Origin of the sequence: Pseudosulfitobacter pseudonitzschiae (assembly GCF_900129395.1) — a bacterium.
GTDB lineage: Bacteria > Pseudomonadota > Alphaproteobacteria > Rhodobacterales > Rhodobacteraceae > Pseudosulfitobacter > Pseudosulfitobacter pseudonitzschiae.
Map to the genome: position 1 here is coordinate 65,324 of NZ_FQVP01000002.1, position 19,976 is coordinate 85,299.

The 19,976-nt window shown below is 62.5% G+C and carries 15 protein-coding genes; 13 read left to right on the top strand and 2 right to left on the bottom strand.

Annotated elements, in window-relative coordinates; translation table 11 throughout:
• Positions 1-4: 4 nt before the first annotated feature.
• A complete protein-coding gene (locus tag BUC08_RS04765) occupies positions 5-1,981 on the top strand; it encodes an HAD-IIIC family phosphatase (RefSeq protein ID WP_051694392.1) in 1,977 nt (658 codons plus the stop codon).
• 221 nt (positions 1,982-2,202) lie between these two features.
• On the opposite strand, the gene BUC08_RS04770 is transcribed toward BUC08_RS04765, so the two are convergent.
• Complete coding sequence (locus BUC08_RS04770) at positions 2,203-2,847, bottom strand: FMN-dependent NADH-azoreductase (RefSeq protein ID WP_037926885.1); 645 nt, start codon at positions 2,845-2,847, stop codon at positions 2,203-2,205.
• A gap of 123 nt (positions 2,848-2,970) precedes the next feature.
• Here BUC08_RS04770 and BUC08_RS04775 point away from each other — a divergent pair, with 123 nt between their 5' ends.
• On the top strand, positions 2,971-3,849 hold the full coding sequence (locus tag BUC08_RS04775; RefSeq protein WP_037926880.1) for a LysR substrate-binding domain-containing protein: 879 nt from the start codon (positions 2,971-2,973) through the stop codon (positions 3,847-3,849).
• 58 nt (positions 3,850-3,907) lie between these two features.
• On the opposite strand, the gene BUC08_RS04780 is transcribed toward BUC08_RS04775, so the two are convergent.
• Positions 3,908-4,750 carry a LysR family transcriptional regulator gene (locus BUC08_RS04780; protein ID WP_051694390.1) on the bottom strand — a complete coding sequence of 281 codons (843 nt, stop codon included), beginning with the start codon at positions 4,748-4,750 and terminating at the stop codon, positions 3,908-3,910.
• Positions 4,751-4,854: 104 nt separating this feature from the next.
• Between BUC08_RS04780 and BUC08_RS04785 the strand changes: the two genes are divergently transcribed.
• The 11 genes from BUC08_RS04785 to BUC08_RS04835 all read left to right on the top strand — a co-directional run bounded on the left by BUC08_RS04785 (position 4,855) and on the right by BUC08_RS04835 (position 19,964).
• Positions 4,855-6,030: an MFS transporter gene (locus tag BUC08_RS04785; protein WP_051694389.1), complete on the top strand. Its 1,176-nt coding sequence runs from the start codon at positions 4,855-4,857 to the stop codon at positions 6,028-6,030.
• 1 nt (position 6,031) lies between these two features.
• Positions 6,032-7,252 carry an SGNH/GDSL hydrolase family protein gene (locus BUC08_RS04790; protein WP_037926876.1) on the top strand — a complete coding sequence of 407 codons (1,221 nt, stop codon included), beginning with the start codon at positions 6,032-6,034 and terminating at the stop codon, positions 7,250-7,252.
• A gap of 217 nt (positions 7,253-7,469) precedes the next feature.
• The gene (locus BUC08_RS04795; RefSeq protein WP_037927060.1) at positions 7,470-8,054 is read left to right on the top strand and encodes an ANTAR domain-containing response regulator; all 585 of its coding nucleotides are present in this window, start codon (positions 7,470-7,472) and stop codon (positions 8,052-8,054) included.
• Positions 8,051-9,151 carry a CmpA/NrtA family ABC transporter substrate-binding protein gene (locus BUC08_RS04800; RefSeq protein WP_051694387.1) on the top strand — a complete coding sequence of 367 codons (1,101 nt, stop codon included), beginning with the start codon at positions 8,051-8,053 and terminating at the stop codon, positions 9,149-9,151. The genes BUC08_RS04795 and BUC08_RS04800 overlap by 4 nt, the downstream gene beginning before the upstream one ends.
• Positions 9,152-9,408: 257 nt before the next feature.
• Positions 9,409-10,761, top strand: coding sequence for a CmpA/NrtA family ABC transporter substrate-binding protein (locus tag BUC08_RS04805; RefSeq protein WP_037926874.1), 1,353 nt, complete (start codon positions 9,409-9,411; stop codon positions 10,759-10,761).
• Positions 10,762-10,824: 63 nt separating this feature from the next.
• Positions 10,825-11,907, top strand: a complete 1,083-nt coding sequence (locus BUC08_RS04810) for an ABC transporter permease (RefSeq protein WP_037926870.1) — start codon at positions 10,825-10,827, stop codon at positions 11,905-11,907.
• Between the two features lie 5 nt (positions 11,908-11,912).
• Positions 11,913-13,592 (top strand): ABC transporter ATP-binding protein, encoded by a 1,680-nt coding sequence (locus BUC08_RS04815; protein ID WP_037926867.1) that lies wholly within the window; start codon positions 11,913-11,915, stop codon positions 13,590-13,592.
• Between the two features lie 3 nt (positions 13,593-13,595).
• Entirely contained in the window at positions 13,596-16,040 is a 2,445-nt protein-coding gene (gene nirB / locus BUC08_RS04820) for a nitrite reductase large subunit NirB (RefSeq protein WP_037926864.1), read from the top strand.
• The gene (gene nirD, locus BUC08_RS04825; protein WP_037926861.1) at positions 16,037-16,372 is read left to right on the top strand and encodes a nitrite reductase small subunit NirD; all 336 of its coding nucleotides are present in this window, start codon (positions 16,037-16,039) and stop codon (positions 16,370-16,372) included. Before nirB ends, nirD begins: the two co-directional genes overlap by 4 nt.
• Complete coding sequence (locus BUC08_RS04830; RefSeq protein ID WP_037926859.1) at positions 16,372-19,008, top strand: nitrate reductase; 2,637 nt, start codon at positions 16,372-16,374, stop codon at positions 19,006-19,008. Before nirD ends, BUC08_RS04830 begins: the two co-directional genes overlap by 1 nt.
• Complete coding sequence (locus BUC08_RS04835) at positions 19,005-19,964, top strand: glycosyl transferase family protein (RefSeq protein WP_037926854.1); 960 nt, start codon at positions 19,005-19,007, stop codon at positions 19,962-19,964. Before BUC08_RS04830 ends, BUC08_RS04835 begins: the two co-directional genes overlap by 4 nt.
• The last annotated feature ends 12 nt before the right edge of the window (positions 19,965-19,976 follow it).

The window sequence follows — 19,976 nt, forward strand, 5'->3', positions numbered from 1 at the left end:
GGCCATGAGCACGTCACTTTATCTCGATCTCGAATGGCTGCCGAAAACGCCCGCTGAAATTTCGTCCCGGTTCAAGGCCTTGCGGGCACAGGGCGCGCAAAGCGGTGCCGAACTGCGCCATCTCGCGGGCTTTGGTCTGACCGAGCTTCAACTGACCCGTCTGGCCTCTGCGCTTGACAAGGCCATTGAGGCAGGCACGGACCTCAGTCCACTTGCACCGCTGAAGGTGGCGGTGGTCAGCAATACCACAACGGAGTTTCTGAACCCGGTGGTTGCAGCGACAGGGCTGCGGCACGGGTTTGCGCTTTCGGTGGTTCCAGTGCCCTTCGGACAGGTGATGCAGGAACTGCTTGATCCGGCGTCATCGGTTTACGACGCCAACCCGGACGTAATCCTGCTGGCTCTTGACCATCGTGGTTGGCCACTGACAGCCGCTCACGGCGATGCCAAGGAAGCCGAGGCGGCGTTGACCGGATCGCTTGCGCAGCTGGATACGATAATCGCCAGCGTTGAACAGAACAGCCGCGCTGTGCTGATGGTTCAGACCGTCGTGCGCCCCGCCGATACGGATTTCGGCTCGCTCGATCTGGCCGTGCCGGGCACGTGGCGCAGGCAGGTCGGTGCTTTCAATCAGGCGCTGGCCGACCGTCTCGCGGGCACGCCCCACCTGTTGCTGGATGTCGCGGGCATTGCCGAGACGATCGGTCTTGCCAACTGGCATGATCCCGGGATGTGGCATCTGGCGCGCGTGTCCTGTGCCAACCGTGTGCTGCCGCTTTATGCGGATCACATCGGGCGCGTTCTGGCCGCGTGGAAGGGCAAGGCGCGGCGCTGTTTGATCCTTGATCTGGACAACACCGTCTGGTCCGGTGTGATCGGCGACGACGGGCTTGACGGTATCCGACTTGCCGAGGGCGATGCCGTGGGCGAGGCGCACCGCGACGTGCAGGATCGTGCCTTGCAGCTGCGTGCGCGCGGTGTCGTCCTGGCGGTGTCATCCAAGAACGATGATACCGTGGCGCGCGCCGCCTTCCGGGACCATCCTGACATGTTGCTGCGTGAGGATCACATTGCCGTCTTTCAGGCCAACTGGCGTGACAAGGCAACCAACATCACGGCCATCAGCGACGAGATCAGCCTTGGGCTCGATGCAATGGCGTTTCTGGATGACAACCCCGCCGAACGCGGCCTTGTTCGGGACGCCTTGCCCACCGTAGCGGTGCCAGAGTTGCCTGATGATCCCGCATTGTATGTGCGCACGCTGATCGCAAGTGGCGTGTTCGAAGCGACCACATTTTCGGACGAAGATCGCCGCCGCGCTGACGATTATCAAAGCAATGCCAAACGTGTCGCGCTTCAGGCCAGTGTGACCAATATCGACGATTATCTCCGGTCACTCGACATGGTCTTTACCATGCGCCGTTTCGACGCGACGGGCCGGGCGCGCATCGCACAGCTGATTTCCAAATCAAACCAATTCAACCTGACCACCCGTCGCTATTCCGAAGCTGACATTACCAGGATGGAGGCAGACCCGACCATCTTTGGCATGCAGGTCCGGCTTAAGGATCGGTTTGCGGACAACGGAATGATCAGTGTTGTCATATGCCGTTCTGTGGGGGCTGAGTGGGATATCGACACATGGCTGATGAGCTGCCGTGTTCTGGGGCGTGGCGTCGAACGCGCGGTGTTACAAGTCCTGAAGGACGTGGCTGGCAGAGCCGGTATCAAGGCGATCACAGCCAGCTATATCCCGACCGCCCGCAATCAGATGGTTGCCACGCATTACGAGGGGCTGGGATTTGAACAGTCAGACACCCTGCCTGACGGCACCACCCGCTGGCGTATCGCCGTGGCCGATATTCCCGAACAGTTGGTCCACGGTGAAGTGACCGTTGAAGTCGAAACGCCCGGTCGCCGTCAGTCGGAACAGGAAGACCGTTCAGATTCCGACGAGGTTTCTGTTTCCTCCGTTATCTGATCCTTTGCTTCTTGTTGTCGTCCACGCGCAATATGAATCCACCGCGGAGAATAGGGTTCAGACCGGGGCGGCTTCGACTGTTATGTTCATCTCGGGGCTATAATCCGACGGGCTGGGCGGACTGACGGAAATCATCGCTCGATCCGAGCCTTTCCTGATGCGCGAGGCTCCGCGGTTGCGGAGCCTTTTGCGTTGTCATCGCCGCGTGGACGGCAGTCCGATCAAAGCCGCCGCGCCAGTTCGCGCGTCGCATCTTTTGCAGCCAGGACAGAGCGGTCATGGCGCGCATCCTTGAACTCTTGATATTCGATGGCGACGGTGTGGATGTCCGCTGCCTCTACGCCGAAATAGTGGGCGCAGGCAGCAATCGCGGGGTCGAGCGTGTTCATGTGCGCCCGTGGACCGCCGGGCGCAAACCCGAACTCGCCACGCGATGACAGGACGACCAGTTGCTTGCCCTTCAGGATCGGTTCAATCGGCACATCGCCCCGCGCCAGATCGAAAGAGAAAGTCCGTCCGATGCGCGCGATGTGATCGATCCAGCCCTTCAGGGCAGCAGGCATCCCGTAATTGTACATCGGCGCGCCCAGAACGATGATGTCTGCGGCTTCGACCTCGTCAATCAGCTTGTCCGACAACGCCAGCCGCTCGGGCATCCAGTCTTCGCGGGCCTCGGGCGGGGTAAAGGCCGCGTGGATGAACCGGTGATCAATCGCTGGAACCGGGTCTTGCCCGATGTCGCGGGTGATCACCTTGGCGTCCGGGTTGGCCGCCAGAAACTCGGTCGTGAACAGCGTCGTCAGCATACGCGTCAGCGAGCGGTCCTCCAGCTGTGCGCTGGCGTCAATACGAAGCAAGGTGGTCATGGCTTTCTCCTCTATAGGGGCCGGTGTGGCCCCGTTGCAGCAGGAGGTAGCGATGGCCAAAACCTTTGGCCAAAGCGAATATTTCAGGCATAAGGTGAATGAGATTCATCCTGCGGGACGCCTATGCGGAAACTGCCACCTTTACATGCCTTGCGCGCCTTTGAGGCTGCCGCGCGACATTTGCATTTTGCCGATGCGGCAGAGGAACTGGCCCTGACGCCGACCGCGATCAGCCATCAGGTGCGGCAGCTAGAGGACATCCTGGGGGTGACATTGTTCCACCGCTTTCCCCGGCCCGTGCGTCTGACGGCGGCGGGACAAAAGCTGTTTCCGGTGCTGTGCCAGGCGCTGGACCAGATTGCAGGCACAATCGACCAGCTGTCCGTCACCGCGGCTGAAACACCGCTACGCCTCTCGGTGACCATGGCCTTCGCCAGCCGCTGGCTGATGGCGCGCCTGCCGCGTCTGCGTGCAGAAACGGGGCTGAAGATCACGGTAGAGGCCGCCGACCTGCCCGCCGATCTGCATGCGTCGGATATCGACATGGCGATCCGCTATGCGGGCCAGCCCGATGACCGGGCGGAATGGCACCGGCTGTTTGACGATGCGATCATTCCGGTCTGTGCGCCGGATCTGGTGAACCTGCCGCTGACCCCGGATGACCTCCTGTCGCTGCCCTTGCTGGACTACCGCTGGAAATCCGCCTCGCAGAATGCGCCCAGTTGGCAGCGCTGGCGCGCCCGTGCGGGCGTCAAAGCATCCTCGCCCGCTGTGGCCCAAACGTTTTCCGAAGAAATCCACGCGATTGACGCGGCGGTGTCGGGGCAGGGCGCGGTGCTCGCCTCGCGGCTTCTGGTGGCGGACCTGCTCACCGCCGGGCAGCTTGTGCAGCTTTCCGACATCGCCTTGCCCGGCCTGACCTATTGGGCGGTGTTCTTGCCCACCCATCCCGATCAGGCCCGGCTGGCGCAACTGTTGGACTGGTTGCGCCAGCAAAGCTGAATCAGGCGGCCGAGGCGGTCAGCGAAAGTGATCTACCTTTAAGGCGCACTCCAGTTTATCATGCCGTTTCCGGCCCATGCTTTTGGTCCACTCGACCTTTCTGCACCAGATATTCGACAACGGTCGAAACACGCGCCGGAAGCGCAACGGATTTGCCAAGATAGACGACGTGGAACTCCTCGCGGACGACGGGGCTTTCGGCAACAATGCGCAGTTGCCCTCTGGCCAGTTCTTCTTTCACGATAAAGCGCCCGACCCGTACCGTGCCGCTGCCATGCCGGGCCAGCGCGGCGAGGGTGTTGCCATCAGTTGCCCTTACGCGGTTTGCGCCCTCTTTCCAGATGGGATCGCGACGGGCATAGGCAAAGCCAAGATTGCCCGGCAATCCATCTGGCGCGCGGACGGTGATAATGTCGGAGACGCCAAGGGAACGCGTCATCATGGCCGAATCCGGCAGCGGTCCGGCTCTGACAGCCAGATCAATAGGTTGCCCGCCCATATCCACCAGCCCATCGCCGATCACCAGTTCGATCTCGAGGTCGGGATGCTGTCGCAACAGGTCCGGCAGGATTGGCGCAAAGATATGGTTGGCATAGGCCGAACTGGTTGCGATCCGCACGATGCCCGCAACCGGACCACAGCCGACTTCCCGCTCTGCCTGATCAAGCGCTGCAAGGATGGCGCGGGCGGAGCGGGCAAAGGCGTGCCCTTCATCCGTGATGTGAATGTGCCGCGTGGTCCTGCGCATCAAAGTGACACCAAGGCGCTGTTCCAGCCGCGTCATCATCTTTGAAACGGCAGAAGGCGTCATCCGCCGCGCGAGGGCGGCAGCAGAAAAGCTGCCCTCGTCCACAACGGTCAAAAATACCTCCATTTCCTGCAATCGGTTGAGTTCGCGCATGGGCCAATTTGTGATTTGAAATCACAAATGATGTTATGATTGACCGAATTATTCCGCAATGAAAAAGCTGCCAGGGTCTCCGCAATCAAGAAGGAGACACCTGCATGACAAGTTTGTCAGATATTGAAACCCTGCAACCGCGCACACGCGCGGCACCTCTCGTTGCCCTTGGCATTGGTGCCTTTGGCATCGGGTTGACGGAATTCGTCATCATGGGGCTGTTGCCACAGGTGGCGCAGGACCTGGGCGTCAGCCTGCCCTCGGCGGGGCTGTTGATTACAGGCTATGCCTTGGGTGTCACCTTTGGCGGGCCGGTGTTGGCCATAGCCGCCAGCCGCCTGCCGCATCGCGCCGTTTTGGTGCTGCTTATGGCGATCTTTACGGCAGGGAATATCATGTGCGCGGTCTCTCCCGGCTTCGGCCTTGTACTGGCGGCACGGGTGATCACAGGCTTTGCCCACGGGACGTTCTTTGGCACCGGCTCGGTCGTGGCGCAGGCCATCGTGCCACCGCATCGAAAGGCTTCGGCCATTGCCATCGTGTTCACGGGGCTGACGTTGGCCACGGTACTGGGACTGCCCTTTGGCACCTGGTTGGGACAGATATTTGGCTGGCGGGCCACCTTCTGGGCCGTAGCAGGGATTGGCGCGGTTGCGCTTGCGGCCATCGCGTGTTTCGTGCCGCAAACGGCGTCGAATACCCCGTTGAGGTTTCGCCAATTGGCCCTTTTCATCCGTCCGGCGCCTTTGCTGGCGCTTGTGATGACGGCAATGGGTTATGCGGGCGTCTTCATGGTCTTTACCTATATCACCCCGCTTTTGACCGATGTTGCGGACGTACCTGAAGCGCGTGTGGCCCTTTACCTCTTGCTCTTTGGCCTTGGGATTGTCGGTGGCAATCTGCTGGGCGGTCGACTGGCGGATCGTTGGCCCGGACCCGCTGTGCCGGTTGTGCTGCTTGGACTGGCCGCTGGTTTGCTGGCCTTGCGCCTGGGGCTGGCGGTGCCCGTGTTGGCGGCGCCGGCGATACTGCTGCTGGGCCTGCTGGCTTTCGCCACCCTTGCCCCGCTTCAGGCCCGGATGATGGCACGTACGCCAAACGGGGCGGAAACCCTGGGCGCCACGCTGAATATCTCTGCCTTTAACCTGGGCAATGCCATCGGTGCCTGGCTCGGGGGGCTGGTGCTCTCTGCCGGGTTTGGCCTGCCCAGTCTTGCGCCACTTGCCGCGATACTGCCTTTGGCCGCGCTGGCCTTGGCATTTCTCCCCGAAAGGAACTGAAATGAGACAGATCATACGCACAACGGCCACGCTGGTGGCCATGGCCATCGCCGCGCCGGGGCTTGCGGAAAACTGGGTCCCGGTCTGGATGGCCAGTCCGCAAGCCGTGTGGAGCGACACGACTGTTTTTGCCACCGGGCTGCCCGAGCAGATCGCCGGGGCAACTATCAGGCAGCCGTTGACGTTGGGGTTCCCGGCAAATCGTATACGGCTCGTATTGTCGAATGTGCACGGAACGCGTCCGCTTCCGATCACTGCGGTGAAGCTGGCGCGCAGTGCCCCCGATGCACAGGCAAAAGACGCACAGGCGGTTCTGTTTGGCGGTCATGCAGGCACAGTCATCGCGCCGGGCGCGCAGGTCGTTTCAGACACTGTCGTCTTTCCGGCTGAAGCCGGAGCGCGGATCGCTGCCACGCTCACCTACGGGCCGGACGCGGTTGCGGAAGACTTCCACTGGGACGCACGCGAAACCAGCTTCCTGATCGACGCCGACAAACCGTTGCCCGAGGTGTTGCAGGAACTTCCGGCCCGCCTGACCCTGAGCATGGTTTTGTCGGACACCCCTGCGCGGTTGGGCGTGATCGCCATGGGAGATTCCATCACGGACGGCAACGGCGCACCGATGGACGCCATGGTGCGCTGGCCTGATCTGCTCGCCCGTGCCCTCGCCGCAGAGGGGATCGCGGTGGTCAATGCCGGAATTTCTGGTGGTCGCCTGCTGAGCGATGGGATGGGCCGCAGCGTTTTGGCGCGGCTGGATCATGACGTGCTGGCCGTGCCGGGGGCGAACACGCTGGTCCTGCTGATCGGCACAAATGATATCGCCTGGCCCGGTACACCGTTTTCGCCGGAAGAAGCACCAATGACCTTGGATCGGCTTCAACAAGGCCTGATGCAGGTCGCGGCGCGCACCCGTGCTCAGGGCATGCGGCTGGTTGTTGGCACGGTTCCCCCTTTTGAAGGGGCGCTGCCGGATACGCCGATGGAGGAAACCTATTGGAGCCCAGAAAAAGACGCGCTGCGCAGGTCCTTGAATGATTGGCTAAGAGGGGCGGATTTCTATGACGCGCTGGTGGATTTTGATCGCGTGTTGAGCGCACCGGAAGACGACATGCGCCTGAACCCGCTTCACGACAGTGGCGATCATCTGCACCCGGGGGGCAATGGAAATCAGGCTATGGCGGATGCCGTGGCTCAGGTTCTGCGCAAGGGGTGGGAGTAGTGAGCGTGGCCCCGTCCGCGCAGGTGCGGCGGGAGGGGGTCTGATGGAGCAGGCGCGGGTAAATGGCTGGGGTAGGACCTTGCGCCCGCGCCATTTGCAAGAGGATCAGAGCAGCAGCCGTATATATGCGCAATTTTCAGGCAACACGGTGAATAATGTATCGCCGAACCGTCGTTCAACATTGCCAATCGTGCCGGGGTTTGTTGACGGTTCATTGATGCAGCGACTTCTGAAAATCACAATCGTGGAAAGCGATCCGGCGCGTGCGGCGTTGATCGAGGAAAGCCTGTTGCGGGTGGGGCAATACGAACTCAACATCGTTGACGACATGACGCGGCTGAACACGGCGATCAAGGAAATCAACCCGGACATCGTCCTGATCGACCTCGACAATCCATCGCGCGATGCATTGGAGGAACTGACACTGGCGACGGCCCCGCTTGAGCGACCCGTCGCGTTGTTTGTGGATCAGGGTGACGCGAACCTGACCAAACTTGCGATCGAGGCGGGCGTGTCAGCCTATGTCGTCGACGGGCTGCGTGCCGACCGCCTCAAGCCGATCCTCGACGCCGCTGTCACGCGGTTCAACATGTTCCGGCAGATGCGCACGGAATTGGCTGCAACCAAACGCGCCCTTGAAGAACGCAAGGTGATTGATCGTGCGAAGGGCATCCTGATGAAGGCAAAGGGGATCGACGAGGAGGCCGCCTATGCCCTGTTGCGCCGTGCGGCGATGGATCAGGGACGCAAGGTCGGCGATGTGGCCGAGGCGTTGGTCAGCACCGCAGGGTTGCTGTCATGACGGCAACCATTCCCGTTGGTTTCGTTCCGCTGATTGACGCAGGACCGTTGATTGTCGCTGTCGAGATGGGGTTCGACCGCGCCGAAGGAATCGCGCTGGACCTGCGGCGTGCGAATTCATGGTCGGCGCTGCGGGACATGGTGTCCTTTGGACAGGTCACCGCGGCACAGATGCTGTCACCGATGCCCGTCGCCACGGCGCTTGGACTGGGCGGGGCGGGTGCGGCACTTGCGGCCGTTGCGGTCCTGTCAACGAACGGCGAGGTGGTCTGCGTCAGCGCCGCCATGGCCAAAAGGTTGCGCGAGGCAGGTCACGATTTCGGTTTCGACGATGCTTATACGGCAGGCCGTGCGTTGATTGCCGCGGCGGACGGGCCGCTGCGTATCGCCGTGCCGTTCCCGTTCTCCATGCATGCAGAGCTGTTGTACCATTGGCTGACGGCGCTGGGCCTGCCTGCGCCATCGGGCATTGATATCCGCACGGTTCCGCCGCCACTGATGGCGGCGGCCCTTGCAGCGGGCGAAATTGACGCTTGCTGCGTGGGTGAGCCCTGGGGGTCGATGGCCGTGGAAAGAGGCGTTGGGACGTTGTTGCTGCCCGGCTCCGCGATCTGGCCAGGCATGCCGGAAAAGGTGCTGGGCGTGCGGGCCGATCTGGCAGACAGCAACCCCGAGCCCCTGCGCGCCCTGATCCGTGCCTTGTGGCATGCGGGCCAATGGCTGAACGATCCGCGCAGTCGGGTGACCGCCTGCGAGATGTTGTCGGGGCGGGATTATCTTGATGTGCCGCCCGAAGTTATCGACCGCGCTTTGTCAGGCCATCTGACAATCTCCGCACGGGGTGACAGCCGTGTCGTTCCGCAATTCGTGGATTTTGGTCACTTTGCGCCGCAACAGGCCCATGCGGCATGGATTGGCGGGCGGCTCGCAGCACGGTTGGGGTTGGATCGCGGCACCTCTCAGGACGCGGCCTGCGCGACCTATCGCACCGATCTGCATGAGAATGCGTTGCAGTCGATTCCCGGCTACGTGCCAGAGCCTGAGGTATTTGAGCGTTCATTCGATGGTCAGATTTTCACCCCTGCGCTGCCGAAGTGACCATGAAATCAGCACAAGCATGCCGCAATGCAGAAAAATGACACCGTGCGGACGAAAATCCTGATTTTTCGTTGATTACACATCGGGATTCGATCTTGATAGATGACAGGCAGACAATGGCGTCCGCCTGACCCCATTCCCAAAGTCCGGGTAATCCGAGCACAGCCGCTCGACCCTTCATGCCGACGCATGAGGTTGGTCAGCGGCTATTTTTCGTATGTCCGGGCACCTGTCCCGGACCCTAAAGGGACAGCAAAATGAAACATTTCTCTGCCTTACTTCTATCGACGACACTGCTGGCTGCCCCGGCTTTTGCCGAGATGCTGGAACTGGAAAAAGACGAGCTCAAACTCGGATTTATCAAGCTGACCGACATGGCGCCGTTGGCGGTCGCTTACGAAAATGGCTATTTCCTGGACGAAGGCCTGTTTGTCACACTGGAGGCACAGGCAAACTGGAAGGTTCTGCTGGACGGTGTCATCGGCGGTCAGTTGGACGGCGCGCATATGCTGGCCGGGCAACCCTTGGCGGCCACGATTGGCTATGGCACCGAGGCGCATATCATAACGCCCTTTTCGATGGACCTGAACGGAAACGGGATCACCGTGTCCAACAGTGTCTGGGAACAGATGAAGCCGAACATTCCGACAAATGCCGATGGTCTGCCCCAGCATCCGATCAGCGCCAGCGCCCTTTTGCCCGTGGTCGAAAGCTATCGCGCCGCTGGCAAGCCGTTCAACATGGGCATGGTTTTCCCCGTTTCGACCCACAATTACGAACTGCGGTATTGGCTGGCGGCGGGGGGGCTGAACCCCGGACTTTATAGCCCCGCGGACACTTCGGGGCAGATTGGCGCGGATGTATTCCTGTCTGTCACCCCGCCGCCGCAAATGCCCGCAACGCTCGAAGCCGGCACAATCGACGGCTATTGCGTGGGAGAGCCGTGGAACCAGCAAGCGGTGGTCAAGGGCATCGGCGTGCCGGTGATCACCGACTATGAGCTGTGGAAGAACAATCCTGAAAAGGTATTCGGCATCACCGCTGAATTTGCCGAAAAATATCCCAACACCACGTTGGCCCTGACCAAGGCGCTGATCCGCGCCGCCATCTGGCTGGACGAGAACGAAAACGCCAACCGCGAGGCTGCGGTGGAGATCCTGAGCCGCCCGGAATACGTGGGCGCCGATGCCGAGGTGATCGCCGCCTCGATGACCGGAACGTTCGAATATGAACCGGGCGATGTGCGCGAGGTGCCTGATTTCAACGTCTTTTTCCGCTACAACGCCACCTATCCGTTCTATTCAGACGCGGTGTGGTATCTGACGCAGATGCGCCGCTGGGGCCAGATCGCCGAAACCAAGGACGACGCATGGTTCGATGAAACCGCGCGTTCGGTTTACCGCCCCGACATCTATCTGGACGCCGCGCGCCTGCTGGTGGACGAAGGCAATGCCGCCGAGGCCGATTTCCCCTGGGACAGTGATGGCTACAAGGCACCGACACCCGCCGCAGACGTCATCGACGGCATCCCTTTCGATGGCAAAGCGCCCAATGCCTATATCGACAGCCTGCCCATCGGATTGAAATCCGGCGAAGTCGTCGGCGGCTGACCCTTCCGCACCGCCCTGCCTGCGGGGCGGTGCATCTTTCCCTTTTACGTACCGGAGACCGCAATGACAGTCGTCGATCCCGATCACCTGGACACCAAGCACAAAGAGGCGCGCCGCGCCGTCTGGTTCACCCGCATCAACAAGGCGGACGCCTGGTTTTCCGTTCTTGGTCTTGCCTGGCTGACCCCTCTGCTCAAGGCTGCGGCGGGCGACAATCCGCGCGGACAGATGCGCGATGTCTGGCGGCTGCTGGGTGTGCCGCTGTTGTCCATCATCGTCTTCCTGATGCTTTGGGCCACCCTCGCCCCGCGTGTTGTCACATCCCTGGGCGCGATCCCCGGCCCCGTAGCCGTCTGGGAACAGGCCAAGGAACTGAACGCGGATGCCATCGACAAGCGCGCCAAGGCGGCGATGTTCCACGAGCGGCTGGACCAGCGCAACGCGCGGCTGATCGAAGCCGGGCGCGCGGATGAGGTCAAGCAGATCGCCTATACCGGCGCGCCCAGCTACTACGACCAAATATGGACCTCGATTAAAACTGTCTTCTTCGGCTTTCTGGTGGCCTCGGTGGTTGCGATCCCGCTGGGGATTGCTGCGGGCCTGTCGCCCACCGCCAATGCGGCCCTGAACCCGCTTATCCAGATTTTCAAACCGGTGTCGCCGCTGGCATGGCTGCCGATTGTTACGATGGTCGTCTCGGCGGTCTATGCCACCAACGACGGGATGTTTTCCAAATCCTTTCTGGTGTCGGCGATCACCGTGACCTTGTGTTCCCTCTGGCCCACGCTGATCAACACCGCCCTTGGCGTCGCCTCCATCGACCGCGACCTGATCAGCGTCAGCCGGGTGTTGAAGATGGGCCCTTACGCCAAGATCACAAAACTGGTTCTGCCCTCGGCGCTGCCGCTGATATTCACCGGCCTGCGGCTGAGCCTTGGCGTGGGCTGGATGGTGCTGATTGCCGCCGAAATGCTGGCGCAGAACCCCGGCCTTGGCAAATTCGTCTGGGACGAATTCCAGAACGGATCGTCGCAATCGCTGGCCCGCATCATCGTGGCAGTGCTGACCATCGGCATCATCGGCTTCCTTCTGGACCGGGTGATGTACGCGATGCAGTCGTTCTTTACCTTCTCGGCGCAGCGGTGAGCGGCATGGGTATTCTTGAATTCAAGGGCGTGAACAAAGGCTTTGGCGAAGGCACGCACCGCGCCGAGGTCCTGAAAAACATCACCCTGAGCGTGAAGGAGGGCGAGTTCCTGGCCATCCTTGGGTTTTCCGGCACCGGAAAATCCACGCTGATGAACCTGATCGCAGGGCTTGAGATGCCGGATAGCGGCGCTTTGACCTTTCGCGGTGCGCCGGTCACGGGGCCGGGACCGGACCGGGGGCTGGTGTTCCAAAGCTACAGCCTGATGCCGTGGCTGACGGTGCGCGGCAACATCATGCTGGCCATCGAGGCCGTTCACGGAAAGCTGTCCAAGACCGAAAAGATTGCCAAGGCGGATCATTACATCGCCATGGTTGGCCTTGCCCATGCTGCGCACCGCCGCCCGGCGGAACTGTCGGGGGGCATGCGTCAGCGGGTGGCCGTCGCACGGGCGCTGGCGATGGAACCTGACCTGCTGTTGCTGGACGAGCCGCTTTCGGCGCTGGATGCCCTGACGCGGGCCAATCTGGCCGACGAGATCCTCGATATCTGGGAGGAGGACAAAAAAACATGCGTCCTGATCACGAATGATGTGGACGAGGCGATCCTGCTGGCCGATCGCATCATCGTGCTGAACCCCGACGGGACGCTGGCCGATCCGGTCAACGTAACCATCCCGCGACCGCGCAACCGGGACGCAATGAACCACGACGCGGGCTTCAAGACCCTGCGCGCAGAGGTCACGCAATACCTGATGGATGTGGGCATCGCGGCAAAGGTTGAAGAAACCCGGCACCTGCCGAACGTCACACCGATCCACCAGACGTTGCCCGCCGTGGTCAACGAAGCGCGCGTAGGCATGATCGAAGAGCGGTTTCTGGACTTCTCGCAACTGCACAAGGTGTATCCGACCCCGAAAGGGCCGCTGACGGTTGTCGAGGATTTCGACCTCAAGGTGAACCAGGGTGAATTCATCAGCCTGATCGGCCATTCCGGCTGCGGCAAATCCACCGTGCTGACCATGGCGGCCGGCCTGAATGCCATTTCAAAGGGCGCGATCAAACTGGACGGGCGTCACGTCGAAGGTGCCGATCCGGAACGCGCCGTCGTCTTTCAATCGCCCAATCTGTTCCCCTGGCTGACCGCCAAGGAGAACGTCGCGATTGGTGTGGACAAGGTTTACCCCCGCGCGAGCCAGGTCGAGCGACAGGAGGTGGTGGAATACTACCTCGAACGCGTGGGACTGGCCGACGCGATGGACCGTGGCGCCCATTCCATGTCGAACGGGATGAAGCAGCGCGTCGGCATCGCCCGCGCCTTTGCGCTCAGCCCCAAGCTGCTGTTGCTGGATGAACCTTTCGGGATGCTGGATTCGCTCACCCGGTGGGAGTTGCAGGAGGTCCTGATGGAGGTCTGGTCCCGCACCAAGGTCACCGCGATCTGTGTCACCCACGACGTGGACGAGGCGATCCTGCTGGCGGACCGTGTCGTGATGATGACCAACGGACCGCAGGCCACGATTGGCAAGATCACCGATGTAAAGCTGCCACGCCCGCGCACCCGCAAGGCGCTGCTGGCGCACCCCGATTACTACAGCTACCGGCAGGAGGTCCTGGATTTTCTGACCGAATACGAACACGGCGCAAAGCCCGCGCCGAAACCCGAACCCCTTGCGGCGGAGTAAGTCATGACCAGAAATCTGATTGTTATCGGTGCCGGAATGGCCTCGGGCCGGATGCTGGAGCATCTGTTTGAAACTCAACCCCGCGTGTGGAACGTCACCCTGTTCAACGCAGAGCCGCGCGGCAACTACAACCGGTTGATGCTCTCGCCCGTGCTGGCGGGGGACAAGACCTATGCGGAGATCGTCACCCATGATGCCGATTGGTACGAAAGTCACGGCGTCACCTGCCGCTTTGGCGAAAAGGTGCTGCGGATCGACCGGGAGGCGCAGGTCGTGGTCGGTGAAAACGGCGCGGTGCCCTATGACCGGCTGGTCATCGCGACCGGATCGAACCCTTTCATGATTCCGCTGCCCGGCCATGATCTGGAGGGCGTCATTCCCTACCGCGATCTGGACGACACTGAAACGATGATGGCCCTTGGCGCCAGACCCGGCGCGCGGGCCATCGTCATCGGCGGTGGCCTGCTGGGGCTGGAAGCGGCCGCAGGCATGAAGGCGCAGGGCGTCGATGTGACGGTCATTCACGTCATGGGCCACCTGATGGAACGCCAGCTGGACGAGGCGGCGGGCTATCTGCTGAAAAAGTCGCTGGAGGAGAAAGGCATCACTGTCCTGACCTCTGCCAACTCGCAGGAAATCCTTGGCACCGACGGGCGCGTCAGCGGGTTGCGGCTGGACGATGGCACCGAAATTCCCTGTGACCTGCTGGTCATGGCGGTGGGCATCCGTCCGAACGTGGCGCTTGCGCAGGAAGCTGGACTTGCGGTCGGTCGCGGCATTCATGTGGACGATGCGATGGTCACCTCCGACGCCAATATCCTGGCCCTGGGCGAATGTGTTGAACATCAGGGCGCGGTCTTTGGCCTTGTTGCCCCGCTTTACGATCAGGCCAAGGTCGCCGCCGAAACACTGGGCGACAGGCCAGCGGCCTTTACTCCGAAGGAGGTGGCAACCAAGCTGAAAGTCACGGGCTGCGACCTGTTCAGCGCGGGCGATTTTGCCGAAGGCGAAGGCCGCGAGGACATCGTGTTCCGCGACCCCGCGCGCGGTGTCTACAAACGGCTGGTGCTGGAAGGATCCCGGCTGATCGGCGCGGTCATGTATGGCGACACGGGTGATGGCGCGTGGTTTCACGGGCTGATCAAGGACCACAGTGACGTGTCCGACATGCGCGATACGTTGATATTCGGTCCGGCGTTTCAGGGGGGTGCCCCCTCGGACCCTTTGGCAGCCGTTGCAGCCTTACCGGGTGACGCAGAAATCTGCGGCTGCAACGGCATTTGCAAATCCACCATCGTCGACGCGATCAACGGCGGGGCCACCACCCTGTCCGACGTGCGCGCCCAGACCAAGGCGAGCGCCTCCTGCGGGACATGCACAGGGCTGGTCGAACAGGTCATGGCGCTGACCCTTGGGGACGGGTTCGAGGTGCAGACCGTCAAACCGATGTGCCCCTGCACGCCGCTGACCCATATGGACGTGCGTCGCCTGATCAAATCGCGCGCGCTGAAATCCATGGCGGCCGTCATGCAGGAATGCGGCTGGACCACCTCCTGCGGCTGTGCCTCCTGCCGTCCGGCGCTGAACTATTACCTGCTGTGCGACTGGCCGGGCGAATATCAGGACGACGATCAAAGCCGTTTCGTCAACGAGCGGATGCATTCGAACATTCAAAAGGACGGCACCTATTCCGTCGTGCCGCGCATGTGGGGGGGCATCACCACCCCGGACGAACTGCGCGCGATTGCAGATGCGGCGGATAAATATGCGGTCCAGACCGTCAAGGTGACAGGCGGCCAGCGCATCGACCTGCTGGGCGTCAAGAAACAGGACCTGCCCGACATCTGGGCCGATCTGAATGCCGCAGGCATGGTCAGCGGTCAGGCCTATGCCAAGGGGTTGCGCACGGTGAAAACCTGCGTCGGCTCCGATCATTGCCGCTTTGGCACACAGGACAGCACGGGCCTTGGCATCCGCATGGAAAAGGCGCTGTGGGGGTCGTGGACCCCGGCCAAGGTCAAGATGGCGGTGTCGGGTTGCCCGCGCAACTGCGCCGAAAGCACCTGCAAGGACGTGGGCGTGATCTGTGTCGACAGCGGCTATGTGCTGCACATCGGCGGCGCTGCGGGTCTGCACATTCAGGGCACCGAGGTGATGTGCACCGTCAAGACCGAGGACGAGGTGCTGGAATACACCGCCGCCGTGGTCCAGCTCTACCGTGAAGAGGCCGCTTATCTCGAACGGATGTACAAGTGGATGGACAACGTCGGCCTTGACCACATCATCGCGCGGGTCGTGACCGATGCCGACAGCCGCCGCGCGCTGGCCGACCGCTTTTATTACGCGCAAAAGTTCATGCAGCAGGACCCCTGGGCAGAACGGACCAAGGCAAGTTACCGCGCACTCTATGCACCGCTTGTCGATTTGACATTGGAGGCAGCAGAATGACCGACTGGACCGATATCGGTGCGTTGACCGACATTCCCGAACGCGGCGCCCGCGTGGTGAAAACGCATTTGGGCTGTGTTGCCGTATTCCGCACCGTCAATGACGAAGTCTTTGCCATCGACGATGCCTGTCCGCACAAGGGCGGCCCGCTGAGCGAGGGGATCGTACATGGCCGTTCGGTCACCTGCCCGTTGCACAACATGGTGTTGCGGCTGGACACGGGGCTGGCGCAGGGCGCGGACGAAGGGGCGGTAAGCACCTACGCCGTTCGCGTGGAGAATGGCCGGATCATGCTGGACACTGCACGCCTGCGACGCGGGCAGGTGGCGTGATGGACGGCGCGCCGCAGGTGCCGGAAATCCGCACCACCTGTGCCTATTGCGGGGTGGGTTGCGGTGTCCTGGCCCGGCCTGACGGTGCGGGTGGCCTGACGGTGCGGGGCGATCCGGACCATCCCGCAAACCGCGGGCGGCTGTGTTCCAAGGGTTTCGCATTGGGCGAGACGCTGTCGCTGGATGACCGGCTGCTGGCTCCCCGTGTGTCTGGACAGGACACCAGCTGGGACGCGGCGCTGGGGTTGGTGGCGGATCGCTTCAGCCAGACCATCGCGCAACACGGACCGGATTCGGTGGCCTTTTACGTCTCGGGCCAATTGCTGACCGAGGACTACTATGTCGCCAACAAGCTGATGAAAGGCTTTATCGGGTCCGCCAACATCGACACGAATTCGCGTCTTTGCATGGCCTCGACCGTGGCTGGGCAGAAACGGGCATTTGGAACCGATACCGTGCCCGGCACCTATGAAGACCTGGAACTGGCCGATCTGGTGGTGCTGGTGGGCAGCAACCTCGCGTGGTGCCATCCGGTGTTGTACCAGCGTCTCGCCGCTGCCAAGGCCGCGCGCCCTGCGATGAAAGTCGTGGTGATCGACCCGCGCCGTACTGCCACCTGTGATCTGGCCGATATGCATCTGACGCTGGCACCCGGCAGCGACGTTGCGCTGTTCAACCGGCTGCTGGTTGAAATCCACAAAGGCGGGGCCGTCGACGCGGACTATCTGCACCACGTCAACGGGTTTGAAGAAACGCTGCGGGCGGCGATGGCGCAGGATGGTGGTGCCACCGGCCTTGACCCCGCGCAGGTCGCTGCATTCTGCAAGATGTGGGTGGGCACAGAAAAGGTTGTGACTGTCTTCAGCCAAGGTGTGAACCAGTCGTCTTCGGGCACGGACAAGGTCAATGCGATCCTCAACTGCCATCTTGCCACGGGCCGTATCGGCAGGCCGGGCATGGGACCGTTTTCCGTCACCGGCCAACCCAATGCCATGGGCGGGCGCGAGGTTGGCGGTCTGTCCAATGCGCTGGCCTGTCACCTGGACATTGAGGATGCCGGTCACCGTGATCTGGTCCGCAGCTTCTGGCAGGCCCCAACAATGGCCAATGGCGCGGGGCTGAAAGCGGTGGACATGTTCGAGCGCGTCCGCACACGTCAGATCAAGGCGCTTTGGATTGTCTGCACCAACCCGGCGGTGTCCATGCCGGATGCAGATGTGGTGCGCGACGCGATTGCGGCCTGCGATTTTGTGGTGGTCAGCGATGTGACTGCCAACACCGACACCGCACGTCTGGCGCATGTGCTGTTGCCCGCGACCGGTTGGGGCGAAAAGGATGGCACCGTCACCAATTCCGACCGCACGATCAGCCGCCAACGCGCCGTCCTGCCCGCGCCGGGTGCTGCCCGCGCCGATTGGGCGATCATCTGTGATGTGGCGCGACGGATGGGGTTCGGGTCTGCGTTCGACTATGCCTCGCCCGCCGAGATTTTCGAGGAGTACGCCACGCTGTCAGGGGCGGCGGCAGCCGTCGGGCGCGACTTTGATATTTCCGGGCTGACCGGATTGGGGCAGGCGGGCTATGATGCGCTGCCGCCAACGCGCTGGCCCGTTGCCGCACATGGGCAGGCCGAGCGTTTCTTTGCAGAGGGGCAGTTCTTTACGAGCGATGGCCGGGCCCGGATGGTGCCCGTCACGGCGCGCGCTCCCGCGGCCCGCACCGGCCCGCGCTATCCTTTCCGTCTGAACACCGGACGTATCCGGGACCAGTGGCACACGATGACACGCACGGCCAAGGCTCCCCGCCTGAACCAGCATCTGGGAGAGCCGTTCTTGGAAATCCATCCCGATGACGCGACAGCGGTGGGCGTCGCACCGGCCACGCTGGTGCGCGTGACCAGCCCAACAGGCAGTTGCATCCTGCGGGCGCTTGTCACGGACCGTGTGCAACCGGGACAGGTCTTTGCCCCGATGCACTGGACGGCTGAAACGGCACCCACAGGTCGCATTGACGCGCTGGTGCCGGGAATTGTCGATCCGCTGTCAGGCCAACCTGAAAGCAAAGCTGCCGTGGTCGCCCTGGAACCCTATGACGCAGGCTGGTTCGGGTTTGCCGTCAGCACGGGCGCAATGTCGCCCGTCTGTGCCTACTGGGCGCGCAGCAGGGTTGAGGCAGGCTGGCGGGCGGAACTGGCGGGGCAGGAGATACCACAGGACTGGGAAGCCGAGGCACGCCGCCTGTTCGCCATGCCCGACGCCCACTGCCAAAGCATCCATGATCCTGCCAGCGGCACGGTGCGCATCGCTTTTCTGGACGGTGACCGCCTGCTGGCCGCTTTGTTTGTGGGACGCGCGCCTGTCGCCCTGTCGCGGGATCACCTGGCCTCGCAACTGGGGCAGATTGCCGTTGCCCCCTTGTCGGGACGGCCCAGTGCCGACATGCCGGACCCCGGTGCTGTGGTCTGCGCCTGTCTGAACGTGGGGGTGAACACCATAGGTGCCGCCATCGCCAGCGGGCAGGCGACCACGGTGACGCAAGTGGGCGAATGCACCGGTGCGGGCACCAACTGTGGATCGTGCCGCCCCGAAATTGCTGTGTTGCTGGCCAAGGCGCAAAGGCTGGAGGCCGCCGAATGACCCTCGCACCTTACGTTGCCATTCTGGGCCGGGGACAAGGCCGCGCGCGGTCACTTACGATGGACGAAGCGCGCGCAGCGATGAAGATCATCCTGTCCGGGGAGGGCGCGCCCGAGGCGATCGGCGCGATCCTGATGCTTTTGCGCATGAAGGGCGAGGTCGCGGAAGAAATCGCCGGATTTACGGCTGCTGCCCGTGCCGCTTTGCCGGTATGGCACGGCGCACGTCCGGCCGTGGACTGGCCATCCTACGCGGCGGGGCGCACACGCGGCCAACCGTGGTTTCTGGCGGCTGCGCGACTTGTGGCGCAGGCCGGGCATCCTGTCCTGCTGCACGGCTGGAATTCGCATCAGGCCACGGGTGCATCGGTCCGGGTGGCGCTGGGGGACGTTGGCATAGCACAAGTCGGTTGGGATGCAGCACCGGCAGAGCTTGCACAGTCCGGCATCGCATATGTCCCGCTGGAAAAGATGCACCCGCGCTTGATGGACCTGTTGCGACTGCGTGACACCTTTGGGTTGCGGTCCTGCATCAACACGGTGCTGCGGATGCTGAATCCTGCCATTGCCCCGGTGGCGCTGCAGGGCGTTTTCCACCCATCCTACCGCGAACTGCAACGGGACGCGGCTGCATTGCTGGGGCAACCCACCTTGCGTGTGCTCAAGGGCGGGGGCGGTGAATTCGAACATCACCCGGCCAAGGATATGACCCTGCACGGGTTGAACCGCGGCGACCTGTGGGAAGGACCGACAGGCGCACCGATGACAGGCCACCACCGTCTTTCGGACACCGAAAGCACCCTGTCCGACGTGTGGAATGGCGTCGTGCAGGACGATTTTGCCACCGCCATCATCACCAGCACCGCAGCACTGGCGCTGGCCGCGCTGGGCGTCGCCGACGCCGGGTGCAGGGCGCAAACACTATGGCAGTCCCGCCTTCACCCTCGCGCCGCCTGAGGAGACCGCTGT

Bases quoted from the DNA above. Each gene is read 5' to 3' on its own strand.
- BUC08_RS04765 (WP_051694392.1), top strand. From the start codon at position 5: ATGAGCACGTCACTTTATCTCGATCTCGAATGGCTGCCGAAAACGCCC.
- BUC08_RS04770 (WP_037926885.1), bottom strand. From the start codon at position 2,847: ATGACCACCTTGCTTCGTATTGACGCCAGCGCACAGCTGGAGGACCGC.
- BUC08_RS04775 (WP_037926880.1), top strand. From the start codon at position 2,971: ATGCGGAAACTGCCACCTTTACATGCCTTGCGCGCCTTTGAGGCTGCC.
- BUC08_RS04780 (WP_051694390.1), bottom strand. From the start codon at position 4,750: ATGCGCGAACTCAACCGATTGCAGGAAATGGAGGTATTTTTGACCGTT.
- BUC08_RS04785 (WP_051694389.1), top strand. From the start codon at position 4,855: ATGACAAGTTTGTCAGATATTGAAACCCTGCAACCGCGCACACGCGCG.
- BUC08_RS04790 (WP_037926876.1), top strand. From the start codon at position 6,032: ATGAGACAGATCATACGCACAACGGCCACGCTGGTGGCCATGGCCATC.
- BUC08_RS04795 (WP_037927060.1), top strand. From the start codon at position 7,470: ATGCAGCGACTTCTGAAAATCACAATCGTGGAAAGCGATCCGGCGCGT.
- BUC08_RS04800 (WP_051694387.1), top strand. From the start codon at position 8,051: ATGACGGCAACCATTCCCGTTGGTTTCGTTCCGCTGATTGACGCAGGA.
- BUC08_RS04805 (WP_037926874.1), top strand. From the start codon at position 9,409: ATGAAACATTTCTCTGCCTTACTTCTATCGACGACACTGCTGGCTGCC.
- BUC08_RS04810 (WP_037926870.1), top strand. From the start codon at position 10,825: ATGACAGTCGTCGATCCCGATCACCTGGACACCAAGCACAAAGAGGCG.
- BUC08_RS04815 (WP_037926867.1), top strand. From the start codon at position 11,913: ATGGGTATTCTTGAATTCAAGGGCGTGAACAAAGGCTTTGGCGAAGGC.
- nirB (WP_037926864.1), top strand. From the start codon at position 13,596: ATGACCAGAAATCTGATTGTTATCGGTGCCGGAATGGCCTCGGGCCGG.
- nirD (WP_037926861.1), top strand. From the start codon at position 16,037: ATGACCGACTGGACCGATATCGGTGCGTTGACCGACATTCCCGAACGC.
- BUC08_RS04830 (WP_037926859.1), top strand. From the start codon at position 16,372: ATGGACGGCGCGCCGCAGGTGCCGGAAATCCGCACCACCTGTGCCTAT.
- BUC08_RS04835 (WP_037926854.1), top strand. From the start codon at position 19,005: ATGACCCTCGCACCTTACGTTGCCATTCTGGGCCGGGGACAAGGCCGC.